Below are 19,812 nucleotides of genomic sequence, written 5' to 3' on the forward strand. Positions count from 1 at the left end.
TACGGCTACAATTTTGGTTCTCTACATTTTGCTTGTTATTGTACTGAGACCATTCTAAAGCGGAGCTAATCAGAAGCATGTCGGGTGTGTTCAAGTATACAACAGAGTAATGACGAGCAATTCGTAAAGAACCAGCGTCAGGATGAGTTCATCCGAGTTGTAGAAAGGGCTCCCAAAAAACGCCCGCGGCCCGCCATAGCTGGGCACGGCTAATTGCAGCAAACCATTGTTGCAGTTAACGATTCGGCCTACGAACGTCTGACCGTCCAAGGTTACAATACGTACGGTATGATTGGCGTAGTGTTTGCAAATGTAATGCAATTTGTGTCGGATGTTTTTTAAATTCTCCGCCCAATTTTGGTCCGCCTGATACAAGACGGTCTGCGACTGTTGACCTCCAAGCTGAAGACTCATGGAATGGATTCCTCCTTATTTGATATGTGTTTATCGTATGCGAGCCAGGAACTCCTTGTTCATCTTCAAACGACCTGGACAGTGACGCCGTTTCACTGTCCTTTTTTGTTTTATCTATAGGTAATTCCTATGACCATTATAGATATTATATCTTGGATCAATCAGAGGCAAAATGCTATATTGTATTCAACAGACGAGAAAGAGGGCTCGATCTTAGCCGCCTTTACGTCGCATGTTCGAACTTACGCTATGGGGTGAATTCAATGACCAGCAAAAAGACAATGTATGAGAAGATTTGGGATAATCACGTAATCTACCAAGAAGAAGGTAAACCAAGCATTCTGTATATCGACCTGCATCTCGTACACGAGGTGACTTCCCCGCAAGCCTTTGAGGGCTTGCGTCTCAGCGGACGCAAAGTTCGCCGTCCGGATTTGACCTTCGCCACGATGGACCATAACGTACCAACGAAGGATCGTTACAACATTTCGGATCCGATTTCCAAACAGCAAATCGATACGCTGTCCCAAAACTGCCGCGATTTCGGCGTGACCCTGTACGATCTGGATACGATCGACCAAGGCGTCGTTCACGTCATGGGACCGGAGCTTGGGCTCACGCATCCGGGCAAGACGATCGTGTGCGGCGACAGTCACACCTCCACCCACGGCGCGTTCGGCGCGCTCGCTTTCGGGATCGGAACGAGCGAAGTGGAGCATGTACTGGCTACCCAATGCTTGCAGCAGGCTAAAGCGAAGACGCTGGAAGTTCGTTTTGTCGGCAAAAGAAAACCGGGCGTTACCGCAAAGGACATGATTCTCGGCGTGATCGCCAAATACGGAACGGATTTTGCTACAGGCTACGTCATCGAGTATACGGGCGAGGCGATTCGGGAGCTCTCCATGGAAGAGCGGATGACCGTCTGCAACATGTCGATTGAAGCCGGAGCCAGAGCCGGGCTGATCGCCCCCGACGAGACGACGTTCAATTACCTGCGCGGCCGCGAGCACGTGCCTCAAGGCGCTGATTTTGACCGTGCCGTACAAGAATGGAAGCAGCTCACGACCGACGAAGGCGCAACTTTCGACCGCGTCGTCGAGTTCGACGTCGATTCCCTTATCCCTCAGGTAACCTGGGGAACGAGCCCGGGAATGGGCACCAGCATTACGGACCGCGTTCCGAATCCGGCGGATTTCGCCAGCGATAACGAGCGCAAAGCGGCGGAAAAAGCGTTGGAATACATGGGTCTTACGCCGGGAACTCCGATGACCGACATCGAAATCGATTATGTGTTCATCGGTTCCTGCACCAACGGACGGATTGAGGATTTGCGCGCGGCGGCGGAAATCGCCAAAGGCTATAAGGTTTCCGACAAAGTGACCGCGATCGTCGTTCCCGGATCGGGCCGCGTCAAGATCCAGGCCGAGAAGGAAGGGCTTGACAAAGTATTTATCGAAGCCGGGTTTGAATGGCGCGATGCCGGATGCAGTATGTGCCTGGCAATGAACCCGGACGTGCTGCAGCCGGGACAGCGCTGCGCATCCACGTCGAACCGGAACTTCGAAGGGCGTCAAGGCCGCGGCGGAAGAACCCACCTCGTATCGCCGGCCATGGCGGCAGCGGCTGCGATTAAAGGCCGTTTTGTCGACGTGCGCGAGTGGAACGTGAAGAGCGAAGAAGCTGTGGGCTAATCAAGCGGAAGAGAGGGGAAACAACCATGGAAGCTTTTAAAAAAATGACGGGTGTCGTCGGTCCGGTGGACCGGGTTAACGTCGATACCGATGCTATTATACCGAAACAATTTCTTAAGCGGATCGAGCGCACGGGATTTGGCCAGTTTCTGTTCTATGAGTGGCGTTTCGATACCGAAGGCAACGTAAACCCGGAATTTGAACTCAACAAGCCGCGTTACGAAGGGGCTTCGATCTTGATTTCGCGCGTCAACTTCGGCTGCGGTTCTTCCCGGGAGCATGCCCCGTGGGCGATATTGGACTATGGCTTCCGCTGCGTAATCGCGCCGTCGTTCGCCGATATTTTCTATAATAACTGCTTCAAAAACGGCATTCTCCCGATCAAACTTTCCGAGGAGCAGGTCGAGGAGTTGTTCCAGCGCACCGCCGCGCATGAAGGCTATCAACTGACGGTGGATCTGGAAGAGAAGAAGATTACCGATAGCTATGGCCTGGCCATCAACTTTGATCTTGACGAGCATCGCCGGCAATTCCTGCTGCAAGGGTTGGACGATATCGGTCTGACGCTGCAGCACGAGGATCTGATTGCGGCTTACGAGAAAAAGAAATTCGCTTAATAGGGCGCCGCAAAAGGGCCGCCGCAGGATTCGCTAGAATCCTCGGCGGTTTTTGTCTTTCTGTGAAAATATAAGTCTATTAGCGGGGCTGATTTTCTGGTATTATGGAAGCAATTAGAAAACCAGGGAAGGTGCCGGGATGCTGAAACGGATGTGAGCGATGTTTGCAGGATTTTTTCGAACTGTGACGACTTGCGAGCATCCGGCAAATAACGAGAATGGTAGGGATCTTACAATGAAAAAAATCGGGTTTCTCTTGGTCTTTGCGTTTTTCCTGCTGATGTTCCCCTCAATGAGCATGGCCGCTCAGGGCGGTACGCATATCTACCTGGACGGGGCCGAACTTGAGCAGCCTGCCGATGCCCAGGCCGGGAGCGTGAAGGGCAGCGTCATGGTTCCGCTCCGCGTCATCATTGAAAACCTCGGATACGAGGTGGATTGGGACAAAAAGAGCGGCCTTGTGACCATCCGGCAAGGGGAGCGGAACTTGCAGTTAACGGTCGGAAGCACCAAAGCCGTCGTGGACGGGAAGGCGATCGAATTATCCGCCGCTCCGGTGGTTCAGGGTAGTTCGACCATGGTCCCTCTTCGCTTTGTGGGCGAACAGACCGGACTGAAGGTCAGTTGGAACAACGATAGCAAGTCCGCCTATCTCTATAGTCCGGACGGGGGAGAATCCGTGGGGATCGTTCCCGGGCGCGCCAGTTCCTCTCCCGAAGAAGAAGCGGCCGGAGAGGGAACGTTGACCCCTGTAACCGGAGACGGCGAACAAACCGATGATTCGACATACATACCGGATTCCCCCCCAGCCGGGGAAGGGAAGACCGCTGAACTCAATGGCATCGGCTTCAGTGAGAATCGCCTGACGATCGAGGTCTCCGCCGCGGTGCAGCCCAAGGTGTTCACGATGAGCGGACCCGACAGGCTGGTCGTGGATATTCCCAACGTGACGTTCTCGGAAAGCTTCAAGCAGCAGCACTCTTTAAACGTATCGCTGCAGGGGGAAATGCCCGTAACGGACTATCCCGACGTGGCCAAAATCCGCTACTCCATGTTCGATAACGCCACCTCGACCATCCGAATCGTCGTCGATCTGAATAAAGAGGTTCATTATCAGGTTAATAATGAAGGAGACGGTTTGCTCGTCGTGGATTTGGCCGCCCCGTTCACCGTTCCCGTCGTCCCGCCGGTAACCAACGGGAAACCGCTCGTGGTTATTGATCCGGGACATGGAGGCAAGCAGCCGGGCGCGACCAGTATTACGAATAAGAACGAGAAGGACTTCACGCTTGCCTTGGCTTTAAAAGTGGAGGCTCTGCTGAAGCAGGAAACCGGGCTGAATGTCTTGATGACGCGGACGACCGATGTCACCTTGGGCCTGGAAGAACGGGCGAAGTTGGCGAACGACAACCAGGCGACGGTTTTCGTCTCCATCCATGGCAACAGCTTTGACGGCAAGACAAGTCCAACGGGAAGCGAGACCTATTATTCGCGGGACGAGAGCCTTCCGTTTGCCGAGGTGATGCATAAACATCTGGTAGAAGGAACGGGGCTGCCGGACCGTAACGTCCGCAAGAAGAGTTTGCATGTGACCCGGGAGACGAAAATGCCCGCGGTGCTGCTGGAAGTCGGTTATCTTAAGCATAAAACCGACGAGGCTCTGATGTATTCGGAGGATTTCCAGCAACGCGTGGCCGAGAGCATCGTAGCCGGGATCAAGGAGTATCTTGGACAGTAATGGTAAGATGGATATTGGTTTCAGTTATTGAATAGGGGGTCGTAACATGAAAAAAATAGGATGGTCAGCCATACTGCTGCTGGTGCTGGTTGTGTCGGCCTGCGGGCAAAAACCCGCGACCGCGCCGAAAACGGCGGAGCCGCCGCAAACGGGCGTCACCGCCCCGGAGACGGTAAATCCGGTAACGGGAGGCGGCGGTGCCCAGGAGGATCCGGGCGATCAGGGAACAGGCAAGCAGCAGGAGGAAACGCCTAAAGCGCAGACTCAGAAGATCAAGGTTTATTATACCGACGATGAGTTGATGGAACTAAAAACGGTCGAGAAAGAAATCGAGTATACGGAGGAGTCCCAAAAGTACAGCGAGGCGTTTAAAGCGCTGCAGACCCCGGATAGCGGGATGATTTCGCTCTGGGATAAAATCGCTTTAAACTCGGTCCGTGTTTCGAACGGCAAGATTACGCTGGATGTTACCATTCCGGACGAAGCACGCCTCGGAGCCGGCGGCGAATCGTTGGCGATCGACGCGTTAAAGCAAACTTTCTTCCAATTTGACGAGGTGAAGGAACTGGAATTAACCATCGACGGGGAACAGCAGGAATCCATGATGGGCCATGTTGAGCTGGAACATCCGTTTAAGAAATAAACGAAGAATCATAGACAAGTCGATGCCTCGGAGGTAAGCTCCGGGGCTCTTTTTATGGCAAGAAAAATAGCATAATTACGCAACTTTTGAGGATTATGGGCGTCTAATATGTCGTCTGGTGATACCGGGATTTCGTCTCTAAGCCCGGCGATCCGAGGCAAAATTTCAGGATGGTAGGGGTGACGGATGAAAAAAATTGGGTTTTCGGTGTTCGTGTTTCTGGCAATGATTTTATTTGTATTTCCGCAAGCGGGACAAGCCGCCGGAGGCGGAGCCAGCATTTACCTTGACGGTAAGGCGCTGGAGCTGACCAAAAACGGACAAGTCCAAAATGTGAATGGAAATGTGATGATACCCATTCGTGTCGTCGTGGAGGAGCTGGGTTTTGACGTCAACTGGGATAAAAAGACGCGCACGGTAACCATACAGCAATCCGGTACAGAGTTGAAATTGGTCGTGGATCAGAGCACGGCCACAGTGAACGGTACGAAAGTCAAATTGTCCGCGGCCCCTAAGGTGGTCAACGAGACAACCCTGGTCCCTTTGCGTTTCGTAGGGGAACAAATGGGAATCAACGTCAGTTGGGACAACACCAAGAAGGCGGTATATCTGATTACCCCCCAATCCGGGAGCGGTAACGGAGTCGGCTCGGGTGAAAATACGAACGGAAACGAAGGCGGCCAGACGGGGGATGTTCCCGCTCCGAATACCGACTTGGCGAATGTCGGCGGAATCAGCTTCAGCGACAACCGGCTGATGATTGCCGTGGACAAAAACGTGAAACCGACGGTTTTTAAGATGGCGAATCCGAATCGCATCGTGATCGATTTGCCGAATACCAAGTTTGCGGATTCGTTTTCGACGGGACAACTGCTGGATGCCACGCAAAACGGATATATCGACGTTACGGAGTATCCGGACGTTTCCAAGGTCAGATACGCGTTGTTCAACAACAATCCATCGACCGTTCGAGTTGTTTTGGACATGAACCTGGACAAGAATTACGAATTGATTAACGAGAACGATGGTTTGATCATCGTGAATTTGGATGCGGATTCTTCGACTGGAAATCCGCCCGGAAACAACGGAAAGACGCTGGTTGTGATCGATGCGGGGCATGGAGGCAAGGACCCGGGCGCGATCGGCGTGACCAAGAAGAAAGAGAAGGACTTCAACCTTGCCGTGGCATTGAAAGTCGAAGAACTGCTTAAACAGGAGACCGATCTTGACTTTGTTTTGACCCGCAGCAGCGATACGTATCCGACGCTTCAGGATCGCGTCAAGATCGCCAACGATCTCAATGCGGATCTGTTTATTTCAATTCACGCCAACTCGGGCAGCGCTGCGGCCAGCGGGGTGGAGACTTACTATACCCGCTCGGAAAGCAGGGCGCTGGCCGATGTCATGCATAAGTATTTGGTTCAGTCTTCCGAACTCAGCGACCGCGGTGTGCGCGCCAAGAGTCTGCATGTGACGCGCGAAACGAAGATGCCGGCGGTACTGCTGGAATGCGGATATCTCAGCAATAAGAATGATAATGCCGTCCTGTTTACGGAAGAATTCCAGGATCGGGTCGCTGCGGGGATCGTGGACGGCATCAAGGAATACGTCGGTTTGCGCTAATACGACCCGGTCATGAAGGAGGAAACGACAATGAACAGAAAACGATGGACATTAGGAATGATCGTTCTCCTGCTCGCATGGAGCACCGGGTGCGGTCAAAAGCCGCAAGCGGCATCTGACGTTAAACCGGGGACGGAGACCCGCCAACCCGTGACGGATACGGCTCCGCCGGTTGCCGCGGAGAGCCCGGAACAGCAGCCGGAGGAGCCCGCAAAGGAGCCCGCGAAGGTGAATGCTTCGGGACAACAGCAGGCCGAGCAGGTTGTGAAGCAGCAGATTGAAACCTACTATACCGACGATCAAATGCTCGAATTAAGAACGGCTACCGTTGAGATTACCTACGAAAAGGAAAAGGAACAGGATAAATACTTGGCCGCGCTTCAAACTTTGAAGTCCAGCGGCCAATCCGCTATGTTCGCCTTATGGGAGAAGGCGGAGTTCCGTTCGGCGAACTTGAAGGACGGGGTTCTTACGGTTGACATCCATTTGCCCGATGAAGCACGGCTCGGAGCCGGCGGCGAAGCGCTTGCGTTGGAGGCGCTGGAACGCACGGTGTTCCAGTTTAAGGAGATTCAGGCGGTCGACCTCCTCGTGGATGGCGATCCGGCGGAAACTTTAATGGGACACGAAGAATTGGAACATCCGATTCCAAGAAATTAGTCGCTTTTTAAAGGAACCCGGGGGTAGGCTGTCGAATTTGAATAAGTAGAACTTTTTTAAAGGGGAGAATGGAATGTCATCTTATAAACGTACTTTTAGACGCAGCACGAAGAAGGCCGTATCCGCTATGCTTGTAACAGCGATGTGCCTTGGCGGAGCGGGCGCGGTTTTTGCGGAGGAGACGCCGGCGGCAAATACTGCGCAGACGGCGGCCGCCTCTTTGCTTTTTAGCGATGTGAAAGATGGATTCTGGGCCGAGAAGCATATATACAAGCTTGCGGCGGAAGGGATTGTTCTTGGGGACGCGGGAAAATTCCGGCCGGGCGATAGCGTAACGCAGCAGGAAGCGATTACGATGGCCATCCGGTTTATGAATCTTGAATCCAAGCTTGGCGACGGGAGCGGAGCGCCGGCCGAGATGAAGGTCAGCAATTACTTTAAGCCTTATCTCCAACTGGCGGTTGAGCAGAAGCTGATTGACAAAGCGGAAGAAGTGAAAGCGACCGGTGCCAAAGAGTCCTGGGGCGAGAAAAAAGCATCGCGCGAATGGATCGCCAAGCTGCTCGTTCGCTCGCTGGGGCGTGACACCGAAGCCAAGTCGGCTACAGGAACATCTACCGGCTTTACGGATCAATCCAATATTTCCGCGGAGGCCCGGGGATATGTCAACGTCGCCGTCCAGCTCAATTTGACCAAAGGTGTGGCGGGCAACAAGTTCGACCCTAAAGGTAAGGTGACGCGGGCGGAATTGGCGACGTTCTTCAGCCGGGGCAGCGAATATGTGACGCCGGGTTATGCGAATGTTTACGAAGGGATCGTAACCGAACTGACGGACAACAAGCTGACCTTGTATGCGGACGGGAAGTTAAAGAGCTTTACGCTGGATAACCGTTCCGTCTACTTTACCAAAGACTCCGAAACCAAAGTGAGCAAGAAAGATCTTAAACCGTACACAAAAGTGCTGGCGGTGGACAAAGTGGGAGCTGCGGCTTACATAGAGGTGCGCGATCCGAAACAGCAGTTGGAGCAAACCGAAGGGACGTTGCTGCGGGTGTTGTCCGGGAACAAGCTGTTGATGCTGGTCAACAATGATTCCGTGACATTTACGTACGACAATACAACGAGCTTTTTGGATCAAAACGGCAATAAAATCAATCCGGAGAACCTGACCAACGACAGTACGGTCGTTGTCCAGCGCGAAACATTTACGGCCGAGAAAAAGCCGGTTATCGTCCAGGTGAAATCGGCCATCGTCAATAAATCCGGCAGCGGTACGATTGATTCGGTCAGCCTGAAGGATAAGACGATTCAGATTAAAGACACTTCCGGCAACGTGGAAACTTTTAAATACGACGACGGCTCCGTCATGCTCTATCAAAATCAGTTGTTGAACAATGCCGGCGAAATTCAAACCGGGGCTTCGGTCAAATACACGGTTGAGAACAGCGTGGTGACCCGTCTTGAAATTACGCAGGGGATGGAGCGGACAGTCAAAGGAACGCTGCTCAGCGTGGAAGGCACCAAACTCCTCAGCTACACCAATGCTTCCGGCATAGCGGAAATCAAGTCCCTTGCGGATAAGCCGGCGATCGTCATCAGCGGCATCGCCGAGCCGACGCTGAACGATTTGATTGCCGACGTAAACGGTGGAGATAAGGTTGAACTTACCATCAACGCCGATGATCAAATCACCAAAATCGTGGTCACCGGACGCCAATCGGAAATGCTCACGGGGGCTACCATTATCAACTACGATCCGAAGATCAAAGCGCTGACCGTCATGGATGCCGCCGAGAAGCCTTACGTGTTCGTGATAGATGCAAAAACCAAATACGATTACAACTCCAAAGAGCCGTCTTTGGCGGGATTGGAGTCCTTGCTGGAAAAAGGGCGGAAGATAAATATTAAGCATATTGGCTCCAGAGCGATTTCCGTTCAGGTTATGTATAAGTATGAGGGGACTTTTGTGACCGCAAATACGAACACCAAGAAAGTCACGATCCTTCAAGCGGACGGCAAGTCAATCGATATTCCTTATCAAGGAGTTGAGCCAACGATCGAACTGTACGGAAAAACAAAGCCGACGCTAGGGGACATCAAATCCGGAGAACCGGTGGCTGCCGTTCTATCTGGAAACCAGGACGCCCTGCAAACGTTGGCGGTTAAAAAATCAGTTCAGTTCGAAATCCAGTCGGTCAATACGTCCAACAGCCGAATCCGGGTGGTGGCTGACGGCATTTCCGACGATTTATATGTCGATCAAGCCAAACTTCTGGGTGAAAACGGTGCAGCGATTCGCGTAGCGGATCTTCAGCAGGGACAAACCGTCAACGTGGAATTTACGGGCCGAACCGTCACCTCCCTGCAGGTGATTAAGCTGACTCTCGGAAAGATTACCAACATTGACGGTTCGACATTGACGATCAAGTCGTTCACCGGAACTCAGGAATCGTACCCGTTGGCCGACGGAGTGAAGGTGATACGGGGAACTGCGGTAAGCAAGGGGGCTTCGGGCTTGGCAACCTCCGATCATGTCGAAGTCAGCAAAGACACCGACGGTTCGTTGATGGTCAAGGTTCTGACGTCGCTGGAGCGAAAAGTGTCGCGCTACGATGCGAACAGCAAGGAACTTATCGTGCTGAGAGCCGGGCTCACCGATAGTAATTACCGCTTCTTTGTGACACCGGAAACATATATTCACCAAGGTGACACGACAATATCCGTGCAATCCCTCAAGGAAAATGATAAAATTGTTCTGTATTTCAATGGCGACAAGCTGGTTGAAGTCGAAAAACAATAATCGTTTTCGTGAGAATAACCGTCTTGATGCGGGATCATTCCCGGTCAAGGCGGTTTTTAAACGTCTTAGGAGGATTTAATCCCTTGACTCACAGATTCAAAGACAAAAACGGACGTCGCTTTTACGCCGCTATTTTGTCGAAATCGTCCTTTCCGCGTGAAATAGAGGTCCTTTGGGGCCTTATTTTGAAGAAAAGCGGGCCGAAACCTGGTTTTGGGACGCGAACCGGAGCAATAAGGCCCTTTTTGGCCGCTATTATGGCGGGCGGTAAGAGAGATTGCGGACAGGCAGCACCATGTCAGGTTTAATGCAGCGCCAGTGATCGTCTAGACAGTTTAACGGAAATAATAGCCGCTATTTCCGACTTTGGGGCGGATTTCAAATTCTAACGGAAATAAAAGCTGCTATTTGGCTAAAAAACTGCTGCGTTAGCGGTTAGTGCTGGAAATAGGCGCTATCATTTCCGTTAGAAAACGCAAAAGGGCGTATTATCGCAAAATAGCCGCTATGGCGTCCGTTAGAAATGCTGAAGGTTGCGTGAAAGTAGGGACTGAGTAGCGGAGCGTAGGGGGAGCCTACGTGAGCAACGGAAGGCACGCTTGAATGCAAGATTCGAAGTCGAGTTGGCTGCAGAGATCGGCTACGCGATCAAAATTCAGATTTTTAGTTGACTGGTTAAATGAGAAGCTAAAAATCGGGATTTTCAGCACCGAGAAGGTTGCGTGAAAGTAGTGACTAAGTAGCGGAGCGTAGGAGGAGCCTACGTGAGCAACGGAAGGCACGCTTGAATGCAAGATTCGAAGTCGAGTTGGCTGCAGAGATCGGCTACGCGATCAAAATTCAGATTTTTAGTTACCTTAAAGGGGGTGGGGAAATGAATGCTGCTGGGGTGCGCCATATCCTGGACACCATCGCCGCAATGTTCCCGGATGCGCATTGCGAGCTTAACCACAGCAATGCTTTTGAACTGACCATCGCCGTGCTGTTGTCGGCGCAGTGCACGGATGCTACGGTCAACAAAGTGACGGTCGACTTGTTCGAAAAATACAAGACGCCCGAAGATTACCTTGCCGTCCCGTTGGAAGAATTGGAGCAGGATATTCGCCGCATCGGGCTGTTCCGCAGCAAGGCCAAGCATATTCAGAATCTATGCCGTATTTTGGTTGACCAATATAACGGTGAGGTTCCCAGCGAGCACGACAAGCTTGTGACCCTGCCGGGCGTCGGCAGAAAGACGGCGAATGTGGTCGTTTCAAATGCTTTCGGGGTTCCGGCCATCGCGGTGGATACCCATGTGGAGCGGGTAAGCAAGAGGCTGGGGCTGGCCAACTGGAACGACTCCGTACTGGAGGTCGAAAAGAAGCTGATGAAAAAGGTCCCCCGAGAAGAGTGGACCCTCACGCATCATCGGCTGATATTTTTCGGGCGTTATCATTGCAAAGCCCAGAATCCCAATTGTCCGGCCTGCCCGCTGCTGGATGTCTGCCGGGAAGGCAAAAAACGTATGAAAAAGTCACAACCCAGAAATAATAGAGAAGTGTGACAAAACAAGATTACGATAGTAGAGGATGAGATTCCATGAAGTGTATTTCCGTTTATACCGACAATTTTGAATTATTTTCCGATGTTTTTGAAAAAGTGATCGCGATCGATTTGCAGGAAAACGACGAGCGTGAGCTGGAAGGCGTCACCGTCAGCGATTCGGGGGAAGTTCCGAAGCATTACTTGGAACGCATGTCCGTTAAACCTGAAGTGGTGGTTATGCGTGACCGCGATAAGGGCATTACGATTTTGCAGCATGGCAAAGTGTTCGAAATCCTGATTCCTTCGGAAGCGGATGAAATGGAAAGCGAAGCTTCCGTATAAGTGGAAAACAAAAAAACGATGGATGGGGACTTTTTCCCCGCCATCGTTTTTTGTTTTTCTTCCGTCCTCCCTATCGAATAGATCAAATTTAAAGAAATGGCGTGAGAGGCTTCCATGTCTTTTTCAGGTAGGGTAAAATGAATGTATTTCAAAAGCAGAACCAGATCCCTACAGAAGGGAAGGACTTCCCGGCTCGTCCCAAGGCGGGGCAGGGGAAGAAGGAGTGAAGAATAGTGGAAACGATTACAGACAGGCATAGAGGAATCCTGATGAACCGTTTAGCCGGATTGGAGACCTGGTTTGCGGAACAGGGAGACCGAATTGCCAGAAACGAACTTTTTGACTTGAAGGAAAAACTTGCTTCAGGCCGGTTGACGATCGCTTTCTGCGGTCATTTTTCCGCGGGCAAATCCAGCCTGATCAACACGTTATGCGGGAAAACCGTGCTTCCGGCCGGGCCTCTTCCGACGACCGCCAATGTGGCGTCCTTACAAAACGGGGCTCCCAAAGCGCTGCTGATTCCGTCTCCAAACAGCGGCAGCCATCCGGTGGAGATTCCGCTGGACCAGCTGGCTCCTTATTGCCGGGACGGCACCGCGTATGAACGGGTGTCCCTTTGGGACGATATCCCGCTGCTTGGGGAGCACGGGGTGCTGCTGGATACCCCTGGCGTCGATTCGGGCGAAGAATCGCATGCCGCCGCGACGAATTCGGCGCTTCATTTGGCGGATGTCGTATTCTATGTCATGGATTACAATCATGTGCTGTCGGAAAGCAATTTGGGATTTGCCCGGCGTTTGGCCGATTGGGGAAAACCGCTATACCTGGTCGTAAACCAGATCGACAAGCACCGCGAGCAGGAATTGAGTTTTGCGACATACCGAAAATCGGTGGAACAGGCCTTTGAGCTGTGGGGGATCCCCCCGGCCGGAGTCTTTTATATTTCGCTTAAAGATGCGGGCCACCCGGAAAATATGCTGCCGGGACTGAAGCTGACGATCCGCCGTCTGCTGGAAAAACCGGAGCCACTGTTGGAGTACAGCGTCGCGGGCTCGCTGAACCATAGCGCCGAGCAATTTTTAAAGCGCCGCGAGACGGCCGAGGAAGAGGAGCTGGACCGCTGGATCCGGGAAGCCGGAGGTCCGGAGGCGGTGGAAGCCATCCAAGAGCAGATGGCTTTGCTGGAGCGGGAACAGGAAACGCTGGAGAACCGTGCCGACTCGCTGCGAAGCGAGTGGACGAAGGAACTGGAGGACTTGCTGGGCAGCGCCTATTTGATGACCCCCGCTCTCCGGGAGGCGGCCGGGCTTTACCTGGAAAGCTTGCAGCCGGGATTTAAGACCGGTTTATTGTTTCATCAAGGCAAAACGAAGCGGGAGCAGCAACGTAGGTCCAGCGACTTTCTTGAGAAGCTGAAGGAACAAACCGACGTCCAGGTTGACTGGCATGTCCGCGATCTGCTGCGGAAATGGGGCCGGGGGTTGGATTTATGGGATCCGGCGTGGGAAAGCCGGATGGAAGAGGCGCTTCCGAAAGCGGAGGAAGCGTGGATCCGCGGGCCGGCCCGGGAGGGCGCTGTCCTGTCCGGCGAGTATACGCTCCGCTATACCGCCGACGTCGCGGCCGGCATAACGGGCCGGTACCGCAGGGCAGCCCTGTCCGTAGCGGAAGGGCTGCTCGATGCCCACGCGCCGCGGCTGGAAGCGGCGCGGGCGGATTTGGCCGCGCGGCGCGAGGCCCTGCTCGCGCGTTCGGCCGCCGCGGCGCGCGTCACCGCGCTGCGCGCCGCCGCGGCGCGCGTCACCGCGCTGCGCGCCGCCGCGGCGCGCGTCACCGCGCTGCGCGCCGCCGCCCGCGAGCGCGCGGCCGAGCTGCGCGCGCTGCTGGGCGCCCTGCCGTCCCTCCCTCCCGGCCTCCTGCCGGAGGTGAGGGACGTGCGGGCCCAGGCGCTGCCGCCGGCGGAGCCGCGGCAGCCGGAAGCCCCGGCGCCGGAGCCAGCCGCCGCGCCGGAGCCCGTCGCCGCGCCCGGCACCGCGACCGGCGCGGCAGCGGCGCCGCCGGCCGCGGCCGCAGGCCGGCGGCGGCTCACGGCAGCCGCCGCTGCGCTGGAAGCCGCGGCGGAGGCGCTGGCCCCGTACCCGGCCTTCGGGTCCGGGACCTCGGAGCTGCGCGCGCGTGCGGCCCACTTGCGCGGCGGCCGCTTTACCGTGGCGCTGTTCGGGGCCTTCAGCGCCGGTAAATCGTCCTTCGCCAACGCGCTGCTCGGGGCGAAGGTGCTGCCGGTCTCGCCGCATCCGACAACGGCGGCGATCAACCGGATATTGGCTCCGGCGGACGGAATCGAGCACGGCCATGCGGCGATTACCTTCAAAAGCACGGATGCCATGAAGTCCGATCTCGCCTACTCCTTTGAGGCGCTGCAGCTCGGTCCCTGGAAAGAACGGACGTGGAGAAACGACGTGAAGAAACTCCGCGCGGTGGACGTTCCGCCATCCGGCCGGGCGCACTACAGTTTTTTGAAGGCGGCCGAAGAAGGCTGGGACGATTACGCCGAACGATTGGGGACGCGTGAGATCGCGGGGATGGCGGATTTCGCCTCGTTCGTGGCGGAAGAGAGCAAGGCCTGCTTTGTGGACGGAATGGACCTGTACTATTCCTGCCCGTTGACCGAACAGGGGATTGTTATCGTGGATACGCCGGGGGCGGATTCGATTCATGCCCGCCACACCGGAGTCACCTTTCAGTATATGAAGAACTGCGATGCCTTGATCTATGTGACCTACTATAACCATGCGTTCTCCAGGGCAGACCGCCAGTTTCTGGCCCACCTGGGCAGAGTGAAAGGAAGCTTTGCGCTCGACAAGATGTTCTTTATCGTCAATGCCGCCGATTTGGCCGCTTCGCCGGAAGAACTGGACGCGGTCGTGGGGCATGTTTCGGAAGGTCTAAGAACAGCCGGGATCGAGCAGCCGCAGATTTTCGCGGTCTCGAGTATATCGGCGCTGACGGCCAAAGAGAACGGTAATGCCGGGCTGCTGCAAACCAGCGGGTTTTTCGGGTTTGAGTCCAGGTTTTTCGATTTTCTGGGCAACGAGCTGGCAAGCCTGGCGGTCTTATCCGCCAAGCGGGAGTTTGAGGCTTTGGGTGAGCGGGCCCGGGAATGGAGCCGCTCGCTGATGCAGAGCCGGGAAGAGCGAAGGAAGCGGCTCGCTGAAATCCGCGCGGACCGCGGTTCCTTCGAGGAGAGGCTGCGGCAGTTGGCGGCCATCGATAAGAGCCCGATGATTTTGCAGGAGGCGGACGAACTGCTCTTCCACGTTCGCCAGCGGCTCCGGCTGCTGGCGGGCGATTTGTTCCAAGAATTTTTTCACCCTGCCCTGCTGCAGGAGGAGGGCGGGGACTTACGGCGTAAATTTACCGCCTCGTTCCGAGGCTGGATGGCGCAATTGTCCATGGAGCTGGAGCGCGAGCTTCAAGCCACTTCGTTAAGGCTCGAACGGAAATGCGAAAGCTTCTTGGCGCTGGGTGCCGCAGAGTGGCGGACCGGAACGGAAAACGCCTTAAGGCATGTGCCGGCCTTGTCGGATCCGGAACAAGGGTCCTGGGGAACTCCGGAAATCGAGGAAGGTGTGATGGAGCATCGATTGAAAGCCGATGCCTACGCCTCATACTTTAAAAATCCGAAGTCTTTTTTTGAAGGCGGAGGAAAGCAGAAGCTGCGCGAAGCATTGGAGCAACCGTTGGAAGCCGTGCTCAAGGAAGCGGTGGAAGCCGCCGGAAAAGAGTTGGGGAATTTTTACCGCGCGGAGACGGCCCGGCGCTTTGCCCGGCTTGCGGAGCGTTACGACAAAGAATGGACGGACTGGGAGTCCGGCTTGGCGGATTTGGCGGAGGCGGAAAGCCTGGAGCAGGATTGGCACGACGTCATGCTTCGTCTCGACCAACTGCTGGAGTCCTTCAATTAGGCGGCTGAACAAGTTTAAAGGCCCGCTTGGGCCAAGTAATAACGGATAAATACGGCCTTGGCTTTCGCTAGAGTACTTGAAGGCTAGTCTGCGCATCGTACGGGAGCCTGGGGAGACCTGGGAGGGAAAGAGATGGAGGTACTGAAGCAGCTTAGCGGCTTCTACAGGGCGAGGCTGAATTACTTGATTTTATCGATCGTGTGCCTGGCTGCGGCGACCGGACTTGGGCTGGTTTACCCGATGTTGCTGAGGAAGCTGATCGATGAGGTGATTGTACCGCGGAACTATGATGAAGTGCTTGGAGTCGCCTTGGCGGCTGTGGCGGTGGTTGCGGTGAAAGCCGGACTTCAGTTTTTACACGGTTTTTTTGGAGGCAGGCTGGGCAATTACCTGGCTTATCGGTTAAGAAACGCTTGTTATGAGAAATTGCAGTTTCTTTCGTTTCGCTATTACGACACCGCCAAGACCGGAGATTTAATGTCCCGGCTTACCGGGGATCTGGAGGCGATCCGCAACTTTGTCGGCTTCGGCTTTGCCCAATTGCTGAACCTGGTTTTAATGGTCACGTTCGGAGCGGCCGTCATGATGTCGATTCATTGGCAGCTTACCTTGGTTACGATGGTGACGATTCCTTTTCTCGCGGCGGTCGCTTTGAAATTCGAAACTAAAATTCATCCGGCTTTCCAGGAAATGCGTCAGGCTTTAAGCTCCCTTACGACGGCGGTGCAGGAAAATATCACCGGGGTGCGCACCGTCAAGTCATTTGCCCGCGAGCCCTATGAGGTTGATAAGTTTTCCCGCCGAAACGAACGGTACAAGGAGAACCAGATTTTTACTTCGCAGCTGTGGAGCAAATTCTTCCCGGTGATGGAACTGCTGGCTTCGATCAGTGTGGCCGTGCTCCTCGCCGTCGGAGGAACGCTGGTGATTCGGGGCTCCATGTCCCTAGGCGACCTGGTCGCTTTTTTCAGCCTGATCTGGTTTATCATCGGCCCGATGTGGGGGCTTGGCTTTCATATCAACAACTATACGCAGTCGAAGGCTTCCGGGGAGCGGGTTCTGGAAATTTTGAACCAGCCCATCGACGTCAAAGACAAAGCGGAGGCCATCGCTCTCGATCCCGCGAAATTCAAAGGCGAGGTGGAGTTCGATCGGGTGACCTTTGCTTACGGGAATAAAATGCCGGCGGTTTCGGATATCCGCTTTAAGGCACCCCCGGGTTCGGTGATCGGCTTTCTGGGGGGAACGGGTTCGGGAAAATCGACCATCATTCAGCTTCTGATGCGGGCTTATGATGTGAATCGGGGATGCATCACCCTGGACGGGATGGATATCCGGGAGATCGGCGTGCAAAGCTTGCGACGGCAAATCGCTACGGTATTTCAGGAAACCTTTTTGTTCTCCTCCAGCATCCGCAACAATATCGCTTACGGGATGACGGAAGTTTCCATGGAGGAGATCGTCCGCGCAGCCCGGCTGGCCCAGGCCCATGATTTCATTATGGAACTGCCGGACGGGTACGACACGGTTGTGGGCGAGCGGGGGATGGGACTATCCGGCGGGCAGAAACAACGGATCGCCATCGCCCGGGCCTTGCTGAAAGATCCGAAAATTTTGATATTGGACGATGCCACCAGCGCGGTCGATATGGAAACGGAGTAAGAAATTCAGGCCGGATTTCAGGAGGTGATGCGCGGTCGCACTACTTTTATTATCGCTCATCGGATATCCTCGTTGCGCCATGCGGATGAAATTCTTGTACTGGACGAGGGACGCGTCGTACAGCGGGGAAGCCACCGCGACCTGATTGAGATGCCGGGGCCCTATCGGGACGTCTACCGCATTCAATATGCCGACCATTTAGCCAAATCATCCCGTGGTGAAGGGGGGACGCCAAGCCTATGAGTACGGAAACGTCAATTGCCGGAAAGAAGCCGGGTCCGGCGGGAAGCCGCAAAACGAGCATTCAGGACCGCTTTGTTTACAAGGATGACGAACTTATCGACAAAGCGTTCGACTGGAAGCAGTTCCGCCGTCTTTTTGCCTATATGAAACCGTACGCCAAACAGATGCTGCCTCTCGTCGGGCTGATGACGATCTTGGGAACGGTGACGAAGCTGACCGTGCCGTATTTGACCAGTCTCGCCATCGACAAGGCGATCGCGCCCGAAAACGGCCAAACCAGTTTAACGCTGCTGTACACTTTAACCTGCGCCGTGCTGGTGCTCTACGTGATTCAATGGGCCGCGGGGGTCTTCCGAATCCGCTTCACCAATATCATCGGGCAGAAAGTGATCTATGATTTGCGCTCCGACTTGTTCCGGCATATCCAGAAGCTGTCGTTCAACTTTTTTGACAAGCGGCCGGCGGGTTCGGTTCTGGTCCGGGTGACCAACGATGTCAACTCCCTGCAGGATCTCTTCACCAACGGGGTCGTCAACCTGATGATCGATTGCGTTCAGCTGTTTGGCATCGTCATTATTTTGCTTCTGATCAATTGGAAGCTCGGTCTTGCGGTGATGATTACGGTCCCCGTCATGTTTCTGATCTCCACCAAGCTGAGGCAGAAGATTCGCCTCGCCTGGCAGGAGGTCCGGATGAAGAACTCGCGGATCAACTCCCACCTGAACGAATCGATTCAGGGGATTCGGGTTACCCAGGCTTATACCCAGGAACGGGAAAACATCGAGTACTTCGACATCATGAACCTGGACAGCAAAAAATCATGGGACCGGGCTTCCGCGATGAACCAAGGCTTCGGTCCTTTGATCGAGGTGACCGGCGGGATCGGGACGTTCATTCTCTTTATGCTCGGGGGTTATTTAATTCAATCCGGCGAGCTGACGATCGGTCTTTTGGTCGCTTTCAGCAACTATGTCGGCAATTTCTGGGACCCCATAAACAGGCTGGGCCAGATGTACAATCAATTGCTGGTCGCCATGGCTTCCTCGGAACGCATCTTCGAGTTTATGGACGAAGAACCCAATATCTCCGACAAACCGGATGCGGTGGTACTTCCGCCGATCCGGGGGGATATCGCTTTCCGGCGGGTGGTCTTCGAATACGAACCCGGTCGTCCCGCCCTGCGCGGCATCGATTTGACGGTTCGGCCGGGGCAATCCGTCGCGCTGGTAGGTCATACCGGCTCGGGTAAAAGTACGATCATCAATTTGCTCAGCCGGTTTTACGATCCGACGGGCGGAACCATTCTGATCGACGGATATGATATCCGGGATGTCACCGTGCATAGCCTGCGGAGCCAGATAGGCATCGTGCTGCAGGATACGTTTATTTTCTCGGGCAGCATCCGGGATAATATCCGGTTCGGCCGATTGGACGCTACGGATGAAGAAGTGGAGGCCGCCGCCAAAGCCGTTGATGCCCATGATTTTATCATGAAGCTACCGGACGGCTATAACACGGAGGTCGAGGAGCGCGGCAGCGCTTTGTCCATGGGCCAGCGTCAGCTGCTTTCATTCGCCCGGGCGCTGCTGGCCAATCCCCGAATCCTGATTCTGGATGAGGCGACGGCCAGCATCGATACTGAAACCGAGTTGAAAATTCAGGAAGCGCTTAAAGTCTTATTGAAAGGCCGAACCTCGTTTATCGTTGCCCACCGGCTTTCAACCATTCGCAGCGCCGATCATATCGTCGTTCTGGACCACGGACAAATTAAAGAGTCCGGTACGCATGAGGAACTGATGAAATCCGGCGGGATTTACAATGGATTGGTAGAAGCTCAATTCCGATTTTTGTAACTTTTTGTCGAATTTCGCGATCAGTTTTCAACACCCT

Annotated in this window: 12 protein-coding genes and 1 pseudogene; 12 read left to right on the plus strand and 1 reads right to left on the minus strand. The window is 54.4% G+C overall.

Annotation, left to right across the window (positions count from 1 at the left end; genetic code table 11):
- Positions 1-90: 90 nt before the first annotated feature.
- Positions 91-414 (minus strand): hypothetical protein, encoded by a 324-nt coding sequence (locus FRY98_RS12015; RefSeq protein WP_148452001.1) that lies wholly within the window; start codon positions 412-414, stop codon positions 91-93.
- 263 nt (positions 415-677) lie between these two features.
- Here FRY98_RS12015 and leuC point away from each other — a divergent pair, with 263 nt between their 5' ends.
- The 12 genes and pseudogenes from leuC (at position 678) to FRY98_RS12075 (ending at position 19,775) form a co-directional block, all read left to right on the plus strand.
- Entirely contained in the window at positions 678-2,105 is a 1,428-nt protein-coding gene (leuC, locus tag FRY98_RS12020) for a 3-isopropylmalate dehydratase large subunit (protein ID WP_148452003.1), read from the plus strand.
- A 26-nt stretch (positions 2,106-2,131) separates the two neighbouring features.
- Entirely contained in the window at positions 2,132-2,722 is a 591-nt protein-coding gene (leuD, locus tag FRY98_RS12025) for a 3-isopropylmalate dehydratase small subunit (protein ID WP_148452005.1), read from the plus strand.
- 235 nt (positions 2,723-2,957) lie between these two features.
- Entirely contained in the window at positions 2,958-4,460 is a 1,503-nt protein-coding gene (locus tag FRY98_RS12030; protein WP_148452007.1) for an N-acetylmuramoyl-L-alanine amidase family protein, read from the plus strand.
- Positions 4,461-4,506: 46 nt separating this feature from the next.
- Entirely contained in the window at positions 4,507-5,103 is a 597-nt protein-coding gene (locus tag FRY98_RS12035) for a GerMN domain-containing protein (RefSeq protein WP_148452009.1), read from the plus strand.
- Between the two features lie 186 nt (positions 5,104-5,289).
- A complete protein-coding gene (locus tag FRY98_RS12040) occupies positions 5,290-6,726 on the plus strand; it encodes an N-acetylmuramoyl-L-alanine amidase family protein (protein ID WP_148452011.1) in 1,437 nt (478 codons plus the stop codon).
- A gap of 30 nt (positions 6,727-6,756) precedes the next feature.
- Positions 6,757-7,386: a GerMN domain-containing protein gene (locus FRY98_RS12045; protein WP_148452013.1), complete on the plus strand. Its 630-nt coding sequence runs from the start codon at positions 6,757-6,759 to the stop codon at positions 7,384-7,386.
- A 73-nt stretch (positions 7,387-7,459) separates the two neighbouring features.
- Positions 7,460-10,186, plus strand: coding sequence for an S-layer homology domain-containing protein (locus tag FRY98_RS12050; protein ID WP_148452015.1), 2,727 nt, complete (start codon positions 7,460-7,462; stop codon positions 10,184-10,186).
- Between the two features lie 874 nt (positions 10,187-11,060).
- A complete protein-coding gene (gene nth, locus FRY98_RS12055; protein ID WP_148452017.1) occupies positions 11,061-11,729 on the plus strand; it encodes an endonuclease III in 669 nt (222 codons plus the stop codon).
- Between the two features lie 35 nt (positions 11,730-11,764).
- A complete protein-coding gene (locus FRY98_RS12060; RefSeq protein ID WP_148452019.1) occupies positions 11,765-12,052 on the plus strand; it encodes an NAD/NADP transhydrogenase alpha subunit in 288 nt (95 codons plus the stop codon).
- A gap of 233 nt (positions 12,053-12,285) precedes the next feature.
- Entirely contained in the window at positions 12,286-16,017 is a 3,732-nt protein-coding gene (locus tag FRY98_RS12065; protein ID WP_148452021.1) for a dynamin family protein, read from the plus strand.
- 132 nt (positions 16,018-16,149) lie between these two features.
- Positions 16,150-17,922: pseudogene (locus tag FRY98_RS12070) on the plus strand (ABC transporter ATP-binding protein).
- Positions 17,919-19,775: an ABC transporter ATP-binding protein gene (locus tag FRY98_RS12075; protein ID WP_148452023.1), complete on the plus strand. Its 1,857-nt coding sequence runs from the start codon at positions 17,919-17,921 to the stop codon at positions 19,773-19,775. The pseudogene FRY98_RS12070 and the gene FRY98_RS12075 overlap by 4 nt, the downstream one beginning before the upstream one ends.
- The last annotated feature ends 37 nt before the right edge of the window (positions 19,776-19,812 follow it).

The sequence above is a fragment of the Paenibacillus faecis genome (assembly GCF_008084145.1).
GTDB lineage: Bacteria > Bacillota > Bacilli > Paenibacillales > Paenibacillaceae > Fontibacillus > Fontibacillus faecis.

Bases quoted from the DNA above. Each gene is read 5' to 3' on its own strand.
- FRY98_RS12015 (WP_148452001.1), bottom strand. From the start codon at position 414: ATGAGTCTTCAGCTTGGAGGTCAACAGTCGCAGACCGTCTTGTATCAG.
- leuC (WP_148452003.1), top strand. From the start codon at position 678: ATGACCAGCAAAAAGACAATGTATGAGAAGATTTGGGATAATCACGTA.
- leuD (WP_148452005.1), top strand. From the start codon at position 2,132: ATGGAAGCTTTTAAAAAAATGACGGGTGTCGTCGGTCCGGTGGACCGG.
- FRY98_RS12030 (WP_148452007.1), top strand. From the start codon at position 2,958: ATGAAAAAAATCGGGTTTCTCTTGGTCTTTGCGTTTTTCCTGCTGATG.
- FRY98_RS12035 (WP_148452009.1), top strand. From the start codon at position 4,507: ATGAAAAAAATAGGATGGTCAGCCATACTGCTGCTGGTGCTGGTTGTG.
- FRY98_RS12040 (WP_148452011.1), top strand. From the start codon at position 5,290: ATGAAAAAAATTGGGTTTTCGGTGTTCGTGTTTCTGGCAATGATTTTA.
- FRY98_RS12045 (WP_148452013.1), top strand. From the start codon at position 6,757: ATGAACAGAAAACGATGGACATTAGGAATGATCGTTCTCCTGCTCGCA.
- FRY98_RS12050 (WP_148452015.1), top strand. From the start codon at position 7,460: ATGTCATCTTATAAACGTACTTTTAGACGCAGCACGAAGAAGGCCGTA.
- nth (WP_148452017.1), top strand. From the start codon at position 11,061: ATGAATGCTGCTGGGGTGCGCCATATCCTGGACACCATCGCCGCAATG.
- FRY98_RS12060 (WP_148452019.1), top strand. From the start codon at position 11,765: ATGAAGTGTATTTCCGTTTATACCGACAATTTTGAATTATTTTCCGAT.
- FRY98_RS12075 (WP_148452023.1), top strand. From the start codon at position 17,919: ATGAGTACGGAAACGTCAATTGCCGGAAAGAAGCCGGGTCCGGCGGGA.